The 18,467-nt window shown below is 69.6% G+C and carries 11 protein-coding genes; 7 read left to right on the top strand and 4 right to left on the bottom strand.

The window, feature by feature from the left end:
- A partial coding sequence (locus BR31_RS30740) for an HNH endonuclease signature motif containing protein (protein WP_027502705.1) occupies positions 1-1,680 on the bottom strand: 1,680 nt, incomplete at its 3' end.
- A 40-nt stretch (positions 1,681-1,720) separates the two neighbouring features.
- The gene (locus tag BR31_RS29610; protein WP_051637624.1) at positions 1,721-2,899 is read right to left on the bottom strand and encodes a YbfB/YjiJ family MFS transporter; all 1,179 of its coding nucleotides are present in this window, start codon (positions 2,897-2,899) and stop codon (positions 1,721-1,723) included.
- A 112-nt stretch (positions 2,900-3,011) separates the two neighbouring features.
- Between BR31_RS29610 and BR31_RS0121055 the strand changes: the two genes are divergently transcribed.
- From BR31_RS0121055 to BR31_RS0121025, 7 genes are all read left to right on the top strand, one after another.
- Positions 3,012-3,869, top strand: a complete 858-nt coding sequence (locus BR31_RS0121055; protein ID WP_027502704.1) for an LLM class F420-dependent oxidoreductase — start codon at positions 3,012-3,014, stop codon at positions 3,867-3,869.
- Positions 3,870-3,940: 71 nt separating this feature from the next.
- Positions 3,941-4,894 carry an ABC transporter ATP-binding protein gene (locus BR31_RS29605; RefSeq protein ID WP_081830618.1) on the top strand — a complete coding sequence of 318 codons (954 nt, stop codon included), beginning with the start codon at positions 3,941-3,943 and terminating at the stop codon, positions 4,892-4,894.
- Entirely contained in the window at positions 4,891-5,652 is a 762-nt protein-coding gene (locus BR31_RS0121045) for an ABC transporter permease (protein WP_027502703.1), read from the top strand. Before BR31_RS29605 ends, BR31_RS0121045 begins: the two co-directional genes overlap by 4 nt.
- Positions 5,653-5,696: 44 nt before the next feature.
- Complete coding sequence (locus BR31_RS0121040) at positions 5,697-9,527, top strand: ABC transporter ATP-binding protein (RefSeq protein ID WP_027502702.1); 3,831 nt, start codon at positions 5,697-5,699, stop codon at positions 9,525-9,527.
- A 109-nt stretch (positions 9,528-9,636) separates the two neighbouring features.
- The gene (locus tag BR31_RS0121035) at positions 9,637-13,410 is read left to right on the top strand and encodes a multifunctional oxoglutarate decarboxylase/oxoglutarate dehydrogenase thiamine pyrophosphate-binding subunit/dihydrolipoyllysine-residue succinyltransferase subunit (RefSeq protein WP_037177600.1); all 3,774 of its coding nucleotides are present in this window, start codon (positions 9,637-9,639) and stop codon (positions 13,408-13,410) included.
- A 22-nt stretch (positions 13,411-13,432) separates the two neighbouring features.
- Positions 13,433-14,134, top strand: coding sequence for an AAA family ATPase (locus tag BR31_RS0121030; RefSeq protein WP_027502700.1), 702 nt, complete (start codon positions 13,433-13,435; stop codon positions 14,132-14,134).
- 282 nt (positions 14,135-14,416) lie between these two features.
- Complete coding sequence (locus BR31_RS0121025) at positions 14,417-15,823, top strand: selenium-binding protein SBP56-related protein (protein WP_027502699.1); 1,407 nt, start codon at positions 14,417-14,419, stop codon at positions 15,821-15,823.
- Positions 15,824-15,845: 22 nt separating this feature from the next.
- On the opposite strand, the gene BR31_RS29600 is transcribed toward BR31_RS0121025, so the two are convergent.
- Together BR31_RS29600 and BR31_RS0121015 are read right to left on the bottom strand one after the other, a co-directional pair.
- Positions 15,846-16,823, bottom strand: a complete 978-nt coding sequence (locus BR31_RS29600) for a hypothetical protein (protein ID WP_051637623.1) — start codon at positions 16,821-16,823, stop codon at positions 15,846-15,848.
- A gap of 86 nt (positions 16,824-16,909) precedes the next feature.
- On the bottom strand, positions 16,910-18,430 hold the full coding sequence (locus BR31_RS0121015; RefSeq protein WP_027502698.1) for a multicopper oxidase family protein: 1,521 nt from the start codon (positions 18,428-18,430) through the stop codon (positions 16,910-16,912).
- Positions 18,431-18,467 lie beyond the last annotated feature (37 nt).

Genomic DNA, 18,467 nt, shown 5'->3' with positions numbered 1-18,467 from the left:
GGTTTTGAGTTGGTGGTGGTACCGGCAGAGGCAGTGCAGGTTGCCGGGGATGGTCCAGCCACCGGCGATGGGGTCGTGGGCGCGGTATTCGATGATGTGGTCGAGTTGGCATCCGGCGGCGGGTCGGGTGCAGCCGGGGAATCGGCAGTGCCCGTCGCGGGCGTGGACGAGCGCGATGGTGGCGGCGTCGGGGCGGTAGGTGAGGGCGCCGCCCGGTGGGGTGGTGTGGCCGCCGTGTCCGTCGGGGTGTTCGGGTCTGGCCAGGGTGGGGTTGCTGGGGGCACCCCCTGCACGAAGTGCTTGGGGGACGATGGCGGCGAGGATCGCGTCGGTGATGGTGCCGATGCTGGTCGGGGGCGGTGGTGACGTGCGTGGTCGCGGTGGAGCCGGCGTCGCGTATTCGGGGACGTACCCGGCTTTTCGGCGGCTGCCACGGGCGAGGTAGGAACGCACACAGAACCGTGGCGGTAGCGGTGACGATGGGGGTGGTGTCTCGGGGATGAGTGAGCCGGCCTTGGCGCGGACAGAGCTCTCGCCATCGGTTTCGGGTTCGGGTTCTTCGGCGTCCGCAGCTGGCTCTGGTTCCGGTGCAATGTCGTCGACCGTTCCCCCGGACTCGCGGTCGCTCGGCTCGATTCCGTCGCCACGGTCGCGGTCCTGACAGTCGGCGTCGCGACGGGCGCTGTGGCTGTTCGCGTCCTCGCCGTGGGTGACCAGCCCGAGTTCCTCGGCCAGGTTCAGCGCCTCGGTGAGCAGGGCCTGCCACGTCCCGTCCGCGGCCAGTGCGCGTGCCAGCTCCGGGTCGATCAACCCGTGGCCGTGCAGATACGCGGGCTCCGACAACAGTCCGAGCAGCGTCGCGATATCGATGGTGACCTGCGTCAGCGGCGCCCGCCTGCCGGGCAACGCGGTCCGTCCGGCCTGGGCGCAGTCCTCGCGCCCGCAGCTGCACCGCAGGTAGGGCTCGCCGTGCATCATCGCCAGCACCGCATCCACCAGCCGGCACTGCCTGCCACGCTTGTCGAACGGACACACCGTGGCCGCGAACTCGGCGACCAGCTGCATCACCTGCTCGGCCTCCTCCGGGGACACCGTGACCTCGATGGTGGAGGTGTTCCCGCGTGAGCGTTTGACGATCCGGCGCCCCAACTCCTGCGCGGTGTTTCGTTGCGCGGCCGCCTCCTCCGCCGAGAACTCCGAGACCAGCCGACCGATCTCCCCGGCCAACGGTCCCGGCGTCAGCTGCCGTGCGGCCGCCACGATCCCCGGCTCCAACGCGGCCACGGTCTCCGGCTTCAGGCCCGTCGTCGCCCGGGCGATCGCCCGCACCCGGGGCAGGTCCAGCTCACCCGATTCGAAAGCGGCGCGGGCAAGTGGCAGGCGCAGCCGCAGGTCCATCCCCAACGACGCGTACGACTCGGCCACGGTTTTCGAGCAGCCCATCCGCACCGCCAGCTCGGCGATCGCCCCGTTGCCGCAGTCGACGATGTCGCCCGACCCCAACCGCACATCGCGTTCGATCCACGACTCCCAGAACCGGCCCGCCGCCAACACCTTCCGCGCCGCGAACCGATTCTCCGCCCGACAGGACACGGTCACCTCGTCGAGAGCGCCGACGTCGGCCAGCAGCGAGGCGACCTCCGCCTCGGCACCCGATCTCACCCCGCCGCCCTCGAACATGCATTCGATTCTACGCCGGGGGTCCGACAGAAATGGCGATTCAGCGCGAGACGACCTGCTCCGGTTCCGGCGCATCCACCCGCCCGGTGCGCAGCAGCGGCACCAGAAAAGCCAACCCGAGCACCAGGATTCCGGCCGCCACGGCGAGGGAGCGCGAGTAACCGGTGTCGAGCAATGGCGCGACCATCAGCGGGCCGAGCACCTGGCCGAGCCCGTACAGCGACGTGCCGATCGCGGGGGCACGCGGGCCCACGAGTTCGGCGCCCTCCGCGAGCGTCAGCATCACGATCCCCATGAAGGTGCCACCGAAGGCCAGCGCCGCCAGCAACTGCACCGCCGTCGAATCGAAGAGCGCCGATGCCCCAACCCCGATGATCTGAACGGCAAACGCGACCGCGAGCATCGCCACCCGGGAGTGCCTGCGTGACAGCCTGATCCACAGCACGCAGGACGGCAGCCCGGCCAGCCCGACCGCGATCCACACCGCGCTGCCCAGCCAGGTCGCCGATCCGATGGATGCCACCGCGGCGACGATGAACGTGGCGGACACGATGTATCCGACGCCCTCGCAGAAGTAGGCCGCCATCAACCAGCCGAACCTCCTCCGCGCCCGGCGTGACACCGGTGTCGGACCGCCCGCCGAGGCAGCTGCCACCGGATCACCGCCGGGCAGTGACCACGCGAACAACGCCAGTACCGCCGCCAACGCGGCCACCACCAGCCAACTCACCCGCCACGACCCGCCGGACCCCAGCGCCAGAAGCGCGCAGCCGGACAACGCGATTCCGGCCCCGATGCCGCCGAACACCCAGCCGACGCCGTCCCCGCCGCCCGTGACCTGCTGGTGCGCCACCCGCGCGGTGAACACGAACAGGACGGCGCTGGCGACACCGGCCAGGAACCGCAGCGTCAGCCACAGCGACATCGACTCGGCCGCAGGCATCAACGCCAGGGTCGCGATCAACAGAACCAGCGAGACCCGCAGCGCCGCCCTGCTCCTGGGGATCCAGTGCGCGAAGATCGCCACCACCGCGCCCACCAGGTAGCCGAGGTAGTTCGCGGTCGCCAACGTGGCCGCGGACTCCGCGGTCAGCCCCGCCTGACTCACCATCAGCGGCAGGATCGGCGTGAACGCGAACCGGCCGAGCCCCATGGCGACGGCCAGCGTGAGGCTCGCGCGCAGCACGAGCATCCGATCGTTGCCCCCGGTAACCACCATGACCAGCAGGCTACGACCCGCCGAGAATCGTCGAATCAGGTGCCGGAATGAACTCCCATGAGTCGGGGTTGCGCAAAGCACCCCTATGGCAAGCAAATCGGACGGAGAGCCCATGAGCGTCATCGAAGAAACCCCCGACCTCGGCCGAATCGGTGTGTGGCAGCCCGCGTACTTTGCGACGCCCGAGTTCGGGCAGGCGCTGGAACGGCTGGGTTACGGCACCGTCTGGCTCGGCGGCTCCCCACCCGCGGACCTCGTGACCGCCGAGTCCCTGCTCGACGCGACCACCGGTCTCACCGTCGCCACCGGGATCACCAACATCTGGGTCTCCCCCGCCGCCGAGGTCGCCGCATCGTTCCACCGGCTGGAGGCGCGCCACCCTGGCAGGTTCCTGCTCGGCATCGGCGCCGGTCATCCCGAGCACTCGGGACAGGTCTACGCGAAGCCCTACCAGGCACTCGTCTCCTATCTCGACGAACTCGACGCGGCAGGGGTCCCTGCCGGACGCCGTGTCCTCGCGGCCCTCGGACCGCGCGTGCTCAGGCTCGCCGCGGACCGCACCGCGGGCGCGCACCCCTACCTGACCACCCCCGAGCACACCCGCGAGGCGCGCGAGTTGCTCGGCCCCGAACCGCTTCTCGCACCCGAGCACAAGATCGTGCTCGACACCGACGCCGCGGCCGCACGGGCGATCGGCCGCCCCGTCGTCGAGAACCCGTATCTGCACCTGCAGAACTACATCGCGAACCTCACCCGGCTCGGATTCACCGCGGCCGAACTCGCCGACGGCGGCAGCGACCGGGTGATCGACGCCCTCGTCGCGCACGGCGATGCCGCCGCGATCGCCGCCCGCCTCACCGAACACCTCGACGCGGGCGCGAACCACGTCGCCATCCAGGCGCTCCCCGTCGACGGCGACCAGCTGCCCGCCCTCTCCGCGCTCGCCACGGCGCTCGGCCTGCAGAACTGAAACCGCGCGGGCGATCGGCCCGCCCCTCCCTCCGCGGATAGGCTGACGCCATCACGGAGGGAGGGCACGGCATGAGCGCAGTGGGATACCCGGCGGCACTCGAGGCGATCGGACTGACCAAACGGTTCAAAACCGTTGACGCCGTATCGGATCTGAGCTTCACCGTGCCGCAGGGGTCGATCACCGGGTTCCTCGGCCCGAACGGCGCGGGCAAGACCACCACGCTGCGCATGCTGCTCGGCCTGGTGAGTCCGACCACGGGCACCGCCACCGTCGCGGGCGTGCCGTTCGCGGAGCTCACGCAACCCGCCCGCGTGGTCGGCGCGGTGCTCGATTCGCTCAGCCTGCATCCGAACCGCACCGCGCTCGGCCATCTCCTCGTCTACACGGCCGCGACCGGACTCCCCGATTCCCGAGCCCGGCAGGTGCTGGCGCTGGTCGGGCTCGAACAGGCCGCCAACCAGAAGGCGGGCACCTTCTCGCTCGGCATGCGTCAGCGGCTCGCGCTGGCCACCGCCCTGCTCGGCGATCCGCAGATGCTGGTCCTCGACGAACCCGCGAACGGCCTCGACCCCGAAGGCATCGCCTGGCTGCGCGAGTTCCTCAGGGCGTTCGCCCGATCCGGCCGCACGGTCCTCGTGTCCAGCCACATCCTGCGCGAGGTGGAGCAGACCGTCGACCGCCTGGTCATCGTGAACGAGGGCCGCCTCGTCTACCAGGGCGGCATCGATGAGCTGCGGCGCTCACGCCAGGGGCGGATCCTGATCGCGGGCTCCGACCCCGCCACTCTTGCGATCGCCCTGGCCGCCAATGGGATCACCGACGCCCAGGTGCTGCCCGACGGCCGCCTCGCGGTCACCGGCGCCGAGCTCGACACGATCGCCGCCATCGCGCAGCCCGCAGGAGTCCGCATCTTCGGCGCCACCGCCGAGCCGGTGGACCTCGAGCAGGTGTTCCTGTCGATGACATCCGGCCGGTATGCCGCCGAGTACCCGCCGGGCCACCCCTACGGAGGTCCCCGATGACCGCGCTGCTCACCGCCGAACTCCGCAAGGTCACCACCCTGCGCTTCTGGTGGGCCCTTGCGATCGCACCGCTGGCGGTCGCCCTCTTCGCAGGCGCGATCTTCGCGGCCGTCGACGACACCCTCACCACCATGGACGCCGAACTCACCACCAGTGCGGCGAACGTCGGGCTCTTCATCACGATCGGCTGGGTTGTCCTGTTCGCCGGCCTGTTCGGGGCGGTCAACGCGGGCACCGAATTCCGGTACAGCACACTGACTCCGACCTTCCTCACGTCTTCGGACCGGGACCGGGTGCTCGCCGCGAAACTGATCGTGACGGCGGCGTTCGGCGGGCTGTACGCGATCGCGGCCCTCGCCCTCGCGGCGATCTGCCTCACGGCGTTCGGCGGCGCCCTGGAATTCGATGGCGCGCTTGCGGGACTACTCGCCGCCGGGGTGCTGGCCTCCGTCGCCTGGTCGCTGATCGGGGCCGGACTCGGACTGGCCCTCGCCTCCTCGATCGGCGCCGCGGTCGCACTGCTGGCCTGGTATCCGGTCGGCGAGATGATCGTCGGCGCGATCCTCGCCGGGTTCGGCGCGGGATCGGTCGTGCAGTGGTTGCCCGGCGCGCTGACCCTGTCCACCGTGCTCGGCGCGGCCACCGACGGGGTCTCCGACACCGCGCCATGGCCGCTCGCGCCGATCGCACTGCTGGCATGGGCGGCGCTGTCCTGCGGCCTCGGCTGGTGGCTGACGCGGACCCGCGACATCACCTAGGCCTGAGGCGTCCGCGTCGGACCCCGGGGCTACCGTGGTTTTCGATGGCGAACTCGGAGAGCGAACGCGGCTGGATACGTCGGCTCACGGCCGAATGCTGGGCCCACCGGACCGTCGTGCTCGGCGCGCTCACGGTCACGGTGATCGCCGCGATCATCGACATCTCCTTCCCGCTCCTGACCCGGATGGCGATCGACGACGCCACCAGTGGCGCCACCGAGATGATCGCCACCGTGGCCGCGGCCATCGCGGCGCTGGCGGTGGTCCGGTTCGGCTGCCAGTTCGGCCGCCGGATGCTCGCCGGTCGGCTGTCCATCGATGTGCAGCACGACCTCCGACTCGGGCTGCTCGGCTCGCTGCAACGCCTCGACGGCGCAGGCCAGGACCAGATCCGCACCGGGCAGGTGGTGTCCCGCTCGATCACCGATCTGCAGCTGGTCCAGGGCCTGCTCGCCATGGTCCCGCTGTCCGCGGGCGCGCTGATCCAGTTCCTGCTCGCAGTCGTGGTGATGGCCTACCTCTCCCCGCTGCTCACCGTTGTCGCGCTGCTCGTCGTCCCGGCCGTCTCGCTCGTCGTCTGGCTGATCCGGCCCAAGCTGTACGCGGCCACCTGGTCCGCCCAGCAACGCGCCGCCGACCTCGCCCAGCACGTGGAGGAAACCGTCACCGGTGTCCGGGTGGTCAAGGGATTCGGGCAGGAGGCCAGGGCGGTGCAGCACCTCGAGGGCCTCGGCCGCGACCTGTACGCCGAACGGATGCGGGCCGCCAGGATCAATTCGCGCTTCACCCCGACGATGGCCGCGCTACCGCAACTCGGACTGGTCGGGGTGATCGCCCTCGGCGGCGCGCTGGCGCTGCGCGGCTCGATCTCGGTCGGCACCTTCCTTGCCTTCGCGACCTACGTGGCGACCATGTCGAACATCAGCCGCCTGCTGTCGTCGGTGGTGATCATGGCCCAACTGTCGCGGGCGGCGGTCGAACGCGTCTACGAGGTGATCGACACCGAGCCGTCGGTCGCGGACCCGGCACGGCCGATCCCGTTGCCGCCGGGGCCGATCGGGGTCCGGCTGCGCGGGGTCACGTTCGGCTTCGAGACGGGCCGCGAGGTGCTGCGGGACCTGGACCTCGACATCGCACCCGGCGAGACGGTGGCCGTCGTCGGCCGGGCCGGGTCCGGCAAGACCGCACTGTCGCTGCTGCTCCCGCGCTTCTACGCACCCACCGCTGGCAGCGTGGGACTCACGTCGGACGGACAGGCCATCGACGTGTCGGACCTGCGCGCCGACCAGCTGCGCGAGGCCGTCGGGCTGGTCTTCGACGAGCCGTTCCTGTTCTCCGACTCCATCTCCGCGAACATCGCCCTCGGCCGCTCCGACGCCAGCGCCGAGGAGATCGCGATGGCCGCGAAGATGGCGCAGGCCGACGAGTTCATCGAGGCGCTGCCCGACGGCTACGACACCGTCGTCGGCGAGCGCGGGCTCACCCTCTCCGGCGGCCAGCGCCAGCGGGTCGCGCTGGCCCGCGCGCTGCTCGTCGACCCCCGGCTGCTGATCCTCGACGACGCCACCTCGGCCGTCGACGCCGCCACCGAGGCCGCGATCTTCGACACCCTGCGCTCCCAGCGCGATCGGACAACGCTGATCCTCGCGCACCGGCGCTCGACGCTGACCCTGGCGGACCGGGTCGCCGTTCTCGACGACGGCCGGATCATCGACAGCGGGACGATCGCCGAGCTCGACGAGCGCTGTCCGTTGTTCCGGGCACTGCTCGCCGACCCGGACCCGGAGGGTGCGCACTCGGATCCGGCCCCGGTGCCGGCCGGGCCCGAACCCACCGACGACCAACTGTGGCCCGAGACGGTGCCGCCCACCGAGTTCGGCTCGATCGTCTCCGACAATCCGGCCGCGTCGGCGGGGCACGGGCACGGCGGCGCCTCCGGCCGCGGCGGCGGGGGCGGTGGTGGCGGACCGATGGCGGGCGCCCTCGGCGACGTCGCGGCGACCCCCGAGCTGCGGGCGGCGGTCGAGGCGCTGCCGCCCGCGACCGAGGACCCGCGGATGGACGACGCAGGCCTCCGCAAACCCGATCCCGACTTCCGGCTGTCCTCGCTGCTGCGGCCGGTGCGCTGGATCCTGGCCGCGGTGGTCGTGTGCCTCGCGCTCGATTCGCTCGCGGGTGTGCTGTTCCCGTCGATCGTGAAGTTCGCCATCGACCACGGCGTGGTCCCCGACCGGCCGTCGGCGCTGTGGTGGGCGACCCTGGCGGGGGTCGCGCTGGTGGCCGCCAACTGGGCGGTGGTCGCGGTGATGACGGTGATCACCGCCCGTGCAGGCGAGAAGGTCCTCTACGGCCTGCGGGTGCGCAGCTACGCCCACCTGCAGCGGCTCGGACTCGACTACTACGAGCGCGAACTGTCCGGCCGGATCATGACCCGGATGACCACCGACGTCGACGCGCTGTCGTCGTTCCTCCAGACCGGCCTGTCCACCGCCGTGGTCAGCGTGCTCACCGTCGTCGGCATCTCGGTGGCGCTGCTGCTCACGGACGTCGTCCTCGCCCTCGTCGCCCTCGCCGTGGTGCCACCGCTGCTCGTCGCCACCCTGATCTTCCGGCGGGTGTCCTCCGTCGCGTACTCGGTCTCGCGTGAACGCATCTCCATCGTGAACGCCGATTTCCAGGAGAACATCGCAGGCCTACGCGCCGCCCAGGCGTATCGCCGCGAGGACTTCGCGGCGGAGCGCTTCGCGGAGCGGTCGGACAGCTACCGCCGCAGCCGGATGCGCTCGCAGCTCGCGATCTCGATCTTCTTCCCGTTCATCACGCTGCTCTCCGACCTGGCGCTCGCCGCCGTGGTGCTGGTCGGCGCCCGCGAGGTCGCAGCCGGTGACGCCACCGCGGGGACGCTCGTCGCGTTCGTCCTCTACCTCGGCCTGCTGTTCGGTCCGATCCAGCAGCTCTCGCAGGTGTTCGACGGCTATCAGCAGGCCAGCGTCGGCCTGAGCCGCATCGGTGACCTGCTGCGCACCTCTAGTTCCATCGAGACCGCGGCCCAATCCGACACCGTTCCCATCGAGGGCCACCTGCGCGGCGACGTCTCCTTCGGCGCGGTGAGCTTCCGCTACGGCGGCGCCGAACGGGATGCGCTGAGCGGGGTGGACCTGCGGATCGAGTCCGGGACCACCGTCGCGCTCGTCGGCAAGACCGGAGCGGGCAAGTCGACCGTGGTCAAGCTGCTCGCCCGGTTCTACGACCCGAGCACCGGTTCGGTCCGCGTCGACGACGTCGACCTGCGCGCCTACCCGCTGCACCGGTACCGCGGCCGCCTCGGCGTGGTCCCACAGGAGGCGCACCTGTTCTCGGGGGACGTGGCGAGCAACATCGCCTACGGCAGGCCCGACGCCACCCGCGACGAGATCGTGGCCGCGGCCCGCGCGGTCGGGGCGCTGCAGACCATCGCAGGCTTCCGGGGCGGGATGTTCCAGCCGATCGGGGAACGAGGCCAGGGCCTGTCGGCCGGGCAGCGACAGCTGATCGCCCTCGCCCGCGCCGAGCTGGTCGACCCCGACCTGCTGCTGCTCGACGAGGCCACCGCGACGCTCGACCCCGCGACCGAGCGGACCGTGCTGGAGGCGGGCCGGCTGCTCACCCGCCGCCGGACCGCGGTCATCGTGGCGCACCGCCTCGCGACCGCAGCGCAGGCCGACCTCGTGGTCGTGATCGACGACGGGCGGATCGTGGAGAGCGGTCGGCACGGCGAGCTGCGGCGTGCCGGTGGTCACTATGAGCGACTCTGGGATGCAGCGCAGAGCCAGGAAGGGAATAATTCGCGGGGACTAACCGTCATCGATAGTAGTGAACCCGGCGGCCTGAAGTGATGTACTTCACTCGGCGGGCGCCCGGTGCGCGCTCGTCACAGATGGGGTCTAGCCTCAGGTCTATCCGCGCTGATCTGGGACCAAGAGAGAAACGAGGCGAACACCTGCCGTGAGCAGCAGTTCTACGTCACAATTCGGACAGAACCAGTGGCTGGTCGACGAGATGTACCAGAGGTTCCAAAAGGACCCGGCATCCGTTGACGCGAGTTGGCACGAATTCCTCACCGATTACACGCCAGATGCTTCCGGCGCCGGCAACGGCGTGAGCACCCCCGTGGTGCCCGCTGCGCCGGCCCCGACGAACGGCACCGCCGCGCACGCCGCGACGAACGGCACGCCGCCGGCACCGGCCGCAGCCGCGCCGCCTGCCCCCGCACCGGCAGCCCCGGCCCCGGCCCCGGCGGCAGCTGCACCGGCAGCCCCGCCCGCGCCCGCAGCTCCCGCGCCCGCGGCCAAGCCCGCGCCCGCCGCCCCTTCCGCCGCGAAGCCCGCCGCCACCGCCTCCGAGCCCGACTCGAAGGTCCTGCGTGGCGCTGCCGCCGCGGTCGCGCGCAACATGTCCGCCTCGCTCGCGATCCCCACCGCCACCAGCGTGCGTGCCATCCCCGCGAAGCTGATGTTCGACAACCGGATCGTCATCAACAACCACCTCGCCCGCACGCGCGGTGGCAAGATCTCGTTCACCCACCTGCTCGGCTACGCGATCGTGCAGGCGGTCAAGGCGTTCCCGAACCTGAATCGGCACTTCGCCGAGATCGACGGCAAGCCGAACGTCGTCACCCCCGCGCACACGAACCTCGGTCTTGCGATCGACCTGCCCGGCAAGGACGGCAGCCGCGCGCTGGCCGTCGCCGCCATCAAGGGCACCGACGAGATGAACTTCGTGCAGTTCCACGGCGCGTACGAGGACATCGTCCGCCGTGCCCGCGACGGCAAGCTGACCGCCGACGACATGTCCGGCGTCACGATCTCGCTGACCAACCCCGGCGGCATCGGCACCGTGCACTCCGTGCCGCGCCTCATGCAGGGCCAGGGCGCGATCATCGGCGCGGGCGCGATGGAGTACCCGGCCGAGTTCCAGGGGTCGAGCAACGAGAAGATCGCCGAGATGGGCGTCGGCAAGCTGATGACGCTGACCTCGACCTACGATCACCGGATCATCCAGGGCGCCGAGTCCGGCGACTTCCTGCGCACCATCCACAACCTGCTGATCAGCGACGAGTTCTACGACGAGGTCTTCCACTCGCTGCACATCCCCTACGAGCCCGTGCGGTGGCGTCAGGACATCTCCGCGACGGACATCGACAAGAGCACCCGTGTGCTCGAGCTGATCGCGGCGTACCGCAACCGCGGACACCTGATGGCGGACACCGATCCGCTGCAGTTCGTCAAGGACAAGTTCCGCAGCCACCCCGACCTCGACGTCACCACCCACGACCTGACGCTGTGGGACCTCGACCGTCAGTTCAACGTCGGTGGCTTCCACGGCAAGCAGCGGATGAAGCTGCGCGACGTGCTGTCCATCCTGCGCGACGCGTACTGCAGGCACATCGGCGTCGAGTACACGCACATCCTCGACCCCAAGCAGCAGCAGTGGCTGCAGGAGCGCGTCGAGGCCAAGCACGTCAAGCCGACAGTCGCTCAGCAGAAGTACATCCTGAGCAAGCTGAACGCCGCCGAGGCCTTCGAGACCTTCCTGCAGACCAAGTACGTCGGCCAGAAGCGGTTCTCGCTCGAGGGCGCCGAGTCGGTCATCCCGATGATGGATGCCGTCATCGACCAGAGCGCCGAGCACGAGCTCGACGAGGTCGTCATCGGCATGCCGCACCGCGGTCGCCTCAACGTGCTCGCCAACATCGTCGGCAAGCCGTACTCGAAGATCTTCACCGAGTTCGAGGGCAACATGAACCCGGCGGCCGCGCACGGCTCCGGCGACGTGAAGTACCACCTCGGCGCCGAGGGCACCTACATCCAGATGTTCGGCGACAACGACATCAAGGTCTCGCTCACCGCGAACCCGTCGCACCTCGAGGCCGTCGACCCGGTCCTCGAGGGCCTCGTCCGCGCCAAGCAGGACATCCTCGACAAGGGCGAGGAAGGCTTCACCGTGCTGCCGCTGATGCTGCACGGCGACGCCGCCTTCGCCGGTCAGGGCGTGGTCGCGGAGACGCTGAACCTGTCGCTGCTGCGCGGCTACCGCACCGGTGGCACCGTGCACATCGTCGTCAACAACCAGGTCGGCTTCACCACCGCCCCTGAGCACTCGCGCTCCTCGGAGTACTGCACCGACGTCGCGAAGATGATCGCCGCGCCGGTCTTCCACGTGAACGGCGACGACCCCGAGGCCTGTGTCTGGGTCGCGCAGCTCGCCGTCGACTACCGCGAGGAGTTCGGCAAGGACGTCGTCATCGACATGATCTGCTACCGCCGCCGCGGCCACAACGAGGGCGACGACCCGTCGATGACCCAGCCAGCGATGTACGACCTGATCGACACCAAGCGCAGCGTCCGCAAGAGCTACACCGAGGCCCTGATCGGCCGTGGCGACATCTCGCTCAAGGAAGCGGAAGACGCGCTGCGTGACTACCAGGGTCAGCTGGAGCGGGTGTTCAACGAGGTCCGCGAGCTGGAGAAGTTCAAGCCGGAACCGTCGGAGTCGGTCGAGCTCGACCAGACCCCGCCCGCGCGCCTGACCACTGCCGTCGACCAGGCCGTCCTCGAGCGGATCGGCGAGGCGTTCGTCAACGTGCCCGAGGGCTTCACGGTGCACCCGCGCGTCAAGCCGGTCATCGAGAAGCGCCAGGAGATGTCCCGCGACGGCAAGATCGACTGGGCGTACGCGGAGCTGCTCGCGTTCGGTTCGCTGGTCGAGCAGGGCGCCCTGGTGCGCCTGACCGGTCAGGACTCGCGTCGCGGCACGTTCACCCAGCGCCATTCGGTGCTCATCGACCGCAAGACCGGCGACGAGTACAACCCGATCGCGGCCATCGCGGCGAACGCGGGCAACGGCGGCAAGTTCATGGTCTACGACTCGGCGCTGACCGAGTACGCCGGCGTGGGCTTCGAGTACGGCTACTCGGTGGGCAACCCCGACGCGCTGGTGCTGTGGGAGGCGCAGTTCGGCGACTTCGTCAACGGCGCGCAGACCATCATCGACGAGTTCATCTCCTCCGGTGAGGCCAAGTGGGGCCAGCTCTCGGATGTCGTGCTGCTGCTGCCGCACGGCCACGAGGGCCAGGGCCCTGACCACACCTCGGGCCGCATCGAGCGCTTCCTCCAGCTGTGCGCGGAGGGCTCGATGACCGTGGCGGTGCCGTCCACCCCGGCGTCGTACTTCCACCTGCTGCGTCGTCACCACCTCGACGGCATCCGACGCCCGCTGGTGGTCTTCACGCCGAAGTCGATGCTGCGCAACAAGGCTGCGGTCAGCGACCTCGCGGACTTCACCACCGGCAAGTTCCGCTCGGTGTTCGAGGAGCCGGAGTACGAGACCGGCGGCGGCGAGCGCGCCAAGGTCAAGCGCGTCCTGCTGGTCAGCGGAAAGCTGTACTGGGAGTTGCTGGCCCGCAAGCAGAAGGACAACCGCGAGGACATCGCGATCGTGCGCATCGAGCAGCTGTACCCGCTGCCGAGCCGCCGCCTGCGCGAGACCCTCGACCGGTACCCGAACGCGACCGAGTTCCGTTGGGTCCAGGAGGAACCGGCGAACCAGGGTGCCTGGCCGCTGTTCGGCCTGGCGCTGCCGGAGCTGATCCCCGACAAGCTGACCGGGATCAAGCGGATCTCCCGCCGCGCCATGTCGGCCCCGTCCTCGGGCTCGAGCAAGGTGCACGCCGTCGAGCAGCAGGAGATCATCGACGAGGCGTTCAAGCCGATCGCGTAGCTTGACCGCACCCGTGCTGCCACTGAGCCGGGTCGAGTTCACTCGCAGGAGTGGATTCGACCCGGCTTCGTGGTATCTCGACCTGCCCGCGATCGGCGAACTGTGCCGGGACGGGCTCGATTTCACCAGCCCGGTGACCGTCGTCGTCGGCGAGAACGGCGTCGGCAAGTCGACCCTGGTCGAGGCCATCGCGGGCGCCTGGCAGGGTGGATTCCGCGGCGCCCAGGACCGGCTCTGGTCGGCGGGCGGCAGCGCGGAGGACACCGACCTGCCCCGCCACCTGACCTGCGTCGGGTCGCAGCCGAGACCGTACGGCGGCTGCTTCCTGCGGGCCGAGTCCATGCACTCGCTCTTCGACCGGGCCGACGCCGATCGTGTCCGGGACACCGACCAGGGACTCAACGAGCTCTCCCACGGCCAGTCGTTCCTGCGCTACGTGGCGGACCGGCCGATCGGAGTCGGCCTGTGGATCCTGGACGAGCCGGAGGCCGCGCTCTCGTTCCAGTCCTGCCTGGCGCTGCTCGGGGTGATCAAGGACCTGGCGGCCGAGGGCTCCCAGGTGATCATGGCCACCCACTCCCCCGTGCTTGCCGCCTGTCCCGGCGCCGAGATCTGGGAGCTGACCGACGGCGGCATCGAGTACCCGCAGTGGGACGAGCTCGAGCTGGTCCGGAACTGGCGCTCATTCCTGGACGGCCCCGACCGGTTCCTGCGGCACCTGTGACGCGGGCGTCCGTGCTGCTCACAACGAACAATCAAAACTCGACCCTCGCCGTCGACTCACCCCGGTTCCGCCCTTCGTCCGCTGCTCCTATTCTTGATGGGTATCGATGTCCCGGTACGCGGCAGACGGGCTGGGTGTTTGCACGCGCAGGCGAGGTTGGTGTTCGCCGAGAGAGCCCATCCGTCTTCTCCGATTGCCGCGAACCCTTGAGTCGCTGGGTTGCGGCAGGGGCAGATGTCGATGTGCTCGGGTCTCGCCTCTCTGACTCGAAGGAGGCTGAAGATGAGTCAGCCAACTGTGGACCCCACCTTCTATCGCACTGCATCCGAGGCAGCCGCCGCCCCGCCGGAGCAACTGGCCTACGTCGTCGCTTTCGATCGCGCGGGGGAAAAGCCTGACGCTCTGACCGTGATCGACGTGGACCCCGGCTCGGACGCATACGGCAGGGTGGTGGGCTGGACCGAGGTTCCTGACCGAGGCAACGAGCTGCACCACTTCGGCTGGAACGCCTGTAGCAGCGCGCTGAAACACGAGGGTCACCAGATGGAGGGTTTGGCCCGCCGGTACCTGATAGTGCCGGGTCTGCGGTCATCGTCCCTGTACATATTCGACACCCAACCCGACCCGCGGCTGCCCACCCTCACCAAGGTCGTGGACAGCGCCGAGCTCGCGGCGAAGGCCGGCTACTCCCGACCACACACGTTGCACTGCGGGCCGGACGGCGTGTTCATGACGTGTCTCGGCAGCGCACACGGATCGGACGGACCGGGCGGGATAGCGCTGCTCGATCACGACACATTCGAGGTGCTCCGGCAGTGGGAGACCGACCGCGGCCCGCAGTACCTCGCGTACGACGCCTGGTGGCATCTCAACCAGAACACCCTGATCAGCAGCGAGTGGGGCACGCCGTCGATGATCGAGGGCGGGCTGGTACCAGAGCTGTTGCTGGCGAACAAGTATGGCCACGCGATCCACTTCTGGGACCTCGCCACCGGCGAGCACCAGCAGCGGGTGGATCTCGGCGCGCATCACCAGATGCCGCTCGAGCTGCGCCCGTCGCATGACCCGGGCGCCACCTGGGGGTTCCTCGGCGTCGTGATCTCGACTGAGGATCTGTCGGCATCAGTGTGGCGTTGGCACCGTGACGACGGCAACTGGGCAGTGGACAAGGTGATCACGATCCCAGCCGAGCCGGCCGATCCCGAACTGCTGCCGCCTGCCCTGAAGCCGTTCGGCGCGGTGCCGCCCCTGGTCAGCGACATCGACCTGTCGGTCGATGACAAGTTCCTCTACGTATCCTGTTGGGGTACAGGCGAGCTCAAGCAGTTCGACGTGCACGACCCTGCCGCCCCGAAAGAGACCGGGTCCATCCGGCTCGGCGGGATCGTCGCCAAGACTGCTCATCCGGCGGCTCCGAACCAGCCGTTGTCCGGTGGTCCACAAATGGTCGAGATCAGCCGCGACGGTAAGCGGGTTTACCTCACCAACTCCCTCTACGGTTCTTGGGACGACCAGTTCTACCCGAACGGAGTTGGTGCCTGGATGGCCGAGATGCACACCGTTCCCAGCGGCGGCATGACCATCGATGAGGCCTTCTTCCCGCACGACGAGGACTTCCGGGGACTGCGGGTGCACCAGGTTCGCCTTCAGGGCGGCGACGCATCCTCGGATTCATACTGCTACCGGTAGCGGTACGCCTCGCGCTGCTCGGCTAACCGCGAAGTCCTGAGACAGCGCACACCCGAGCTCGGTACCGGTCACGCACAGTTGCCAGACCGATCGCCGTCGCGGCGACCAATACGCTCACCCCGACCACGGTGAGCAGGTCGGGTGCGGTCAGCGGCTGGCCGCGCAGCGCCTGCCAGGTCAGCAGCGCCAGCAGGCCCGTGTATCCACCGGCGAGCACACCCATCACCGCGGTTCGCGCGCCCTCCGCCCGGAGCCACGGGACGCGCGGAGCGAGCGCCGCCAGGACGACCGCCGCCAGCAGCAGCACCTGCAGCGCGTGCAGCCCCACGAAGTGCGGGATGCGCAGGTCCCCACCGGTGGTGCTCCAGTTGGTGATCGGCATGCCGGGACGATCGTCGGTCGCTCCGACGGTGTGCCCCGCACCGAGCTCGACCACGCGACCGTTCGCATCGCGCGCCGACTGCTCGCCCTGGAAGCCCACCAGGTAGGCGATCGCCATCCCTGCCAGCGCGAGCCACAGCCCGGCCTTGACGGCCCGGGTGGTCGGACCGTCGGCCAGCCGCTGGCGCAGCAGGATCACGGCGATCACGAGATTGGCGGCGAACAGTCCGAGGACGCCGTACATGAAGATCGTCTGCCCCACCGAGTTGACGATGTCGTCGGACTTGTTGAAATGGCTGAAGGTTCCGCGTGCCGCCTGAATGGCGATGAAGGCGACGTCGGCGAGGCCTGCCACCACGAAGACGAGAGCCAACCGGCGAGTCCAGCGACTTCCCCTGTGCGGCAGGTTCAGCAGCCACGCCAGGGTGGCGCCGTAGAGGACGAAGGCGATCGCGAACTTGAACGGTTTGACCCAGACCGAGACACCGAGCAGCGTGCGGTCGTCGACGACAATTCCGACCGCGCTGACGCACGCGAGCAACATCATCGCGGCGACCATCACCATGAGGGGCCGCTGACGGGCGAGCATGGGGCGGACCTGCGATCCGAGGATGTCCATGCACCGACGGTATGGACGCGAGGCCGATCGGCGCGTCCCGCTGCGGAGTGAGATCGGGTCCCATACCCAGGTATTAGGGGACGCGGCTAGATCTCATAGGAGATGTTCCCCATCATGCCCGAATCCTGATGAAAGCTGTTGTGACAGTGGTAGGCCCACACCCCAGGGTTGTCGGCGTCGAAGTCGGTCGCCATCGTGCTCCTCGGCAGCACGATGACGGTGTCCTTGCGCGCGCCCGACTCGGCGAGCTGAAAGGTGTGGCCGTGCAGGTGCATGGGGTGCCACATATCGGTGTCGTTGCGCCAGTTGATCCGTACCCGCTCACCGCTGCGCACCCCGAATCGGTTCGACTCGACGCTGCTCGGGTCGAAGGGGACGCCGTCGATGCTCCAGGTGTACGGACTCATCGACCCCGTCAGCCGGATGTCGAGGGCGCGGGTGACCTCGCGGCGCGGGAGCCGGTCGGCCTCCGTCGCCGACATGTCCCACGCCATCGGGATCCGTCCGTCCAGTTCTGCCACCGGCGCGTCCGCGGGCGGGCGCTCGCCGGGGCCGGTGCGGACGATCGCCAGCGCTCGGGCGTTCTTTCCCTCCGCGGAGGCGACGAGGGGGAACACCCCGTCCTCCAACGTGACCAGGGCGTCGTACCGCTCGCCCATCCCCAGCAGCAGGGCATCGGCCCGCACCGGCTCGATCGGGTAGCCGTCGGCGTGGGTCACCGTGAGCTCGTGTCCGCCGAGCGCCACCCGGAATGCGGTGTCGGCGCCCGCGTTGACGATGCGCAGCCGGGCCCGGTCGCCCGGCTTCCCTGCGAACTGCGGCGGATCGGCGGGGATCTTGCCGTTCACCAGGTAATACGGGTACTTCACGTCGCCTGCGTCGCCGCCGAGCAGCGCGCTGGTTCCGTCGGTGAGCATGTACTGCGGCCCGGCCATGCCGGGCATCCCGGTCATGCCGGGCATCCCGCTCATGCCTCCCATCCCGGTCGTCAGTTCGCGGTAGACGTCGTCGGGTGTGCCCGTGACCCCGTCCATCCAGTCCTTGAGGAAGACCGTCCATTCGTGGTCGTAGCGCAGGCCCTCGTTCGGGTCCTCGATGATGAGCGGTCCGGACAGTCCCCGGTCGAGCTGCAACCCGGAATGCGAGTGGTACCAATACGTTCCCGGGTCCGGCATCATCGCCTCGTAGACGAACGTCTGCCCCGGCCCTATGGGCGGTTGGGTGAGAACAGGGACACCGTCCATGTCGTTCCGGATCGCGATGCCGTGCCAGTGGATCGTCGTGCCGACCGGCAGGGCGTTGGCCACCTCGGCGCGCAGTCGCTCGCCCGCCTTCAGCCTGATCTCGGGGCCCACCGCGACGTCACCGAACGCCCAGGTGTTCGCCGCGACGCCGCCCAGGTCCACGGTCACCGGCCTGGCCGACAGGGCCATCGGGACCACCGACGCGGAACGAGCAAGCGCCCGATCGCGCGCCGCGATCTCGGGGTCGGCGGGGGTGATGAAGCGCGGCTGCGGGGGTGAACTCGCGCACGCCACGGCGAGGCCGCCCGACACCGTGGCCGCGGCGGCGTACTTCAGGAAGACCCTGCGTGACACGGCATCCATCGCGGCACCCTCCGCTGAGAACAGCGACAAGTTTAGC

Origin of the sequence: Rhodococcus sp. UNC363MFTsu5.1, from assembly GCF_000686785.1 — a bacterium.
Taxonomy (GTDB): domain Bacteria; phylum Actinomycetota; class Actinomycetes; order Mycobacteriales; family Mycobacteriaceae; genus Rhodococcus_G; species Rhodococcus_G maanshanensis.
The sequence above is the reverse complement of the archived record's forward strand: the minus strand, read 5'-3'. Positions and strand labels throughout refer to the sequence as shown.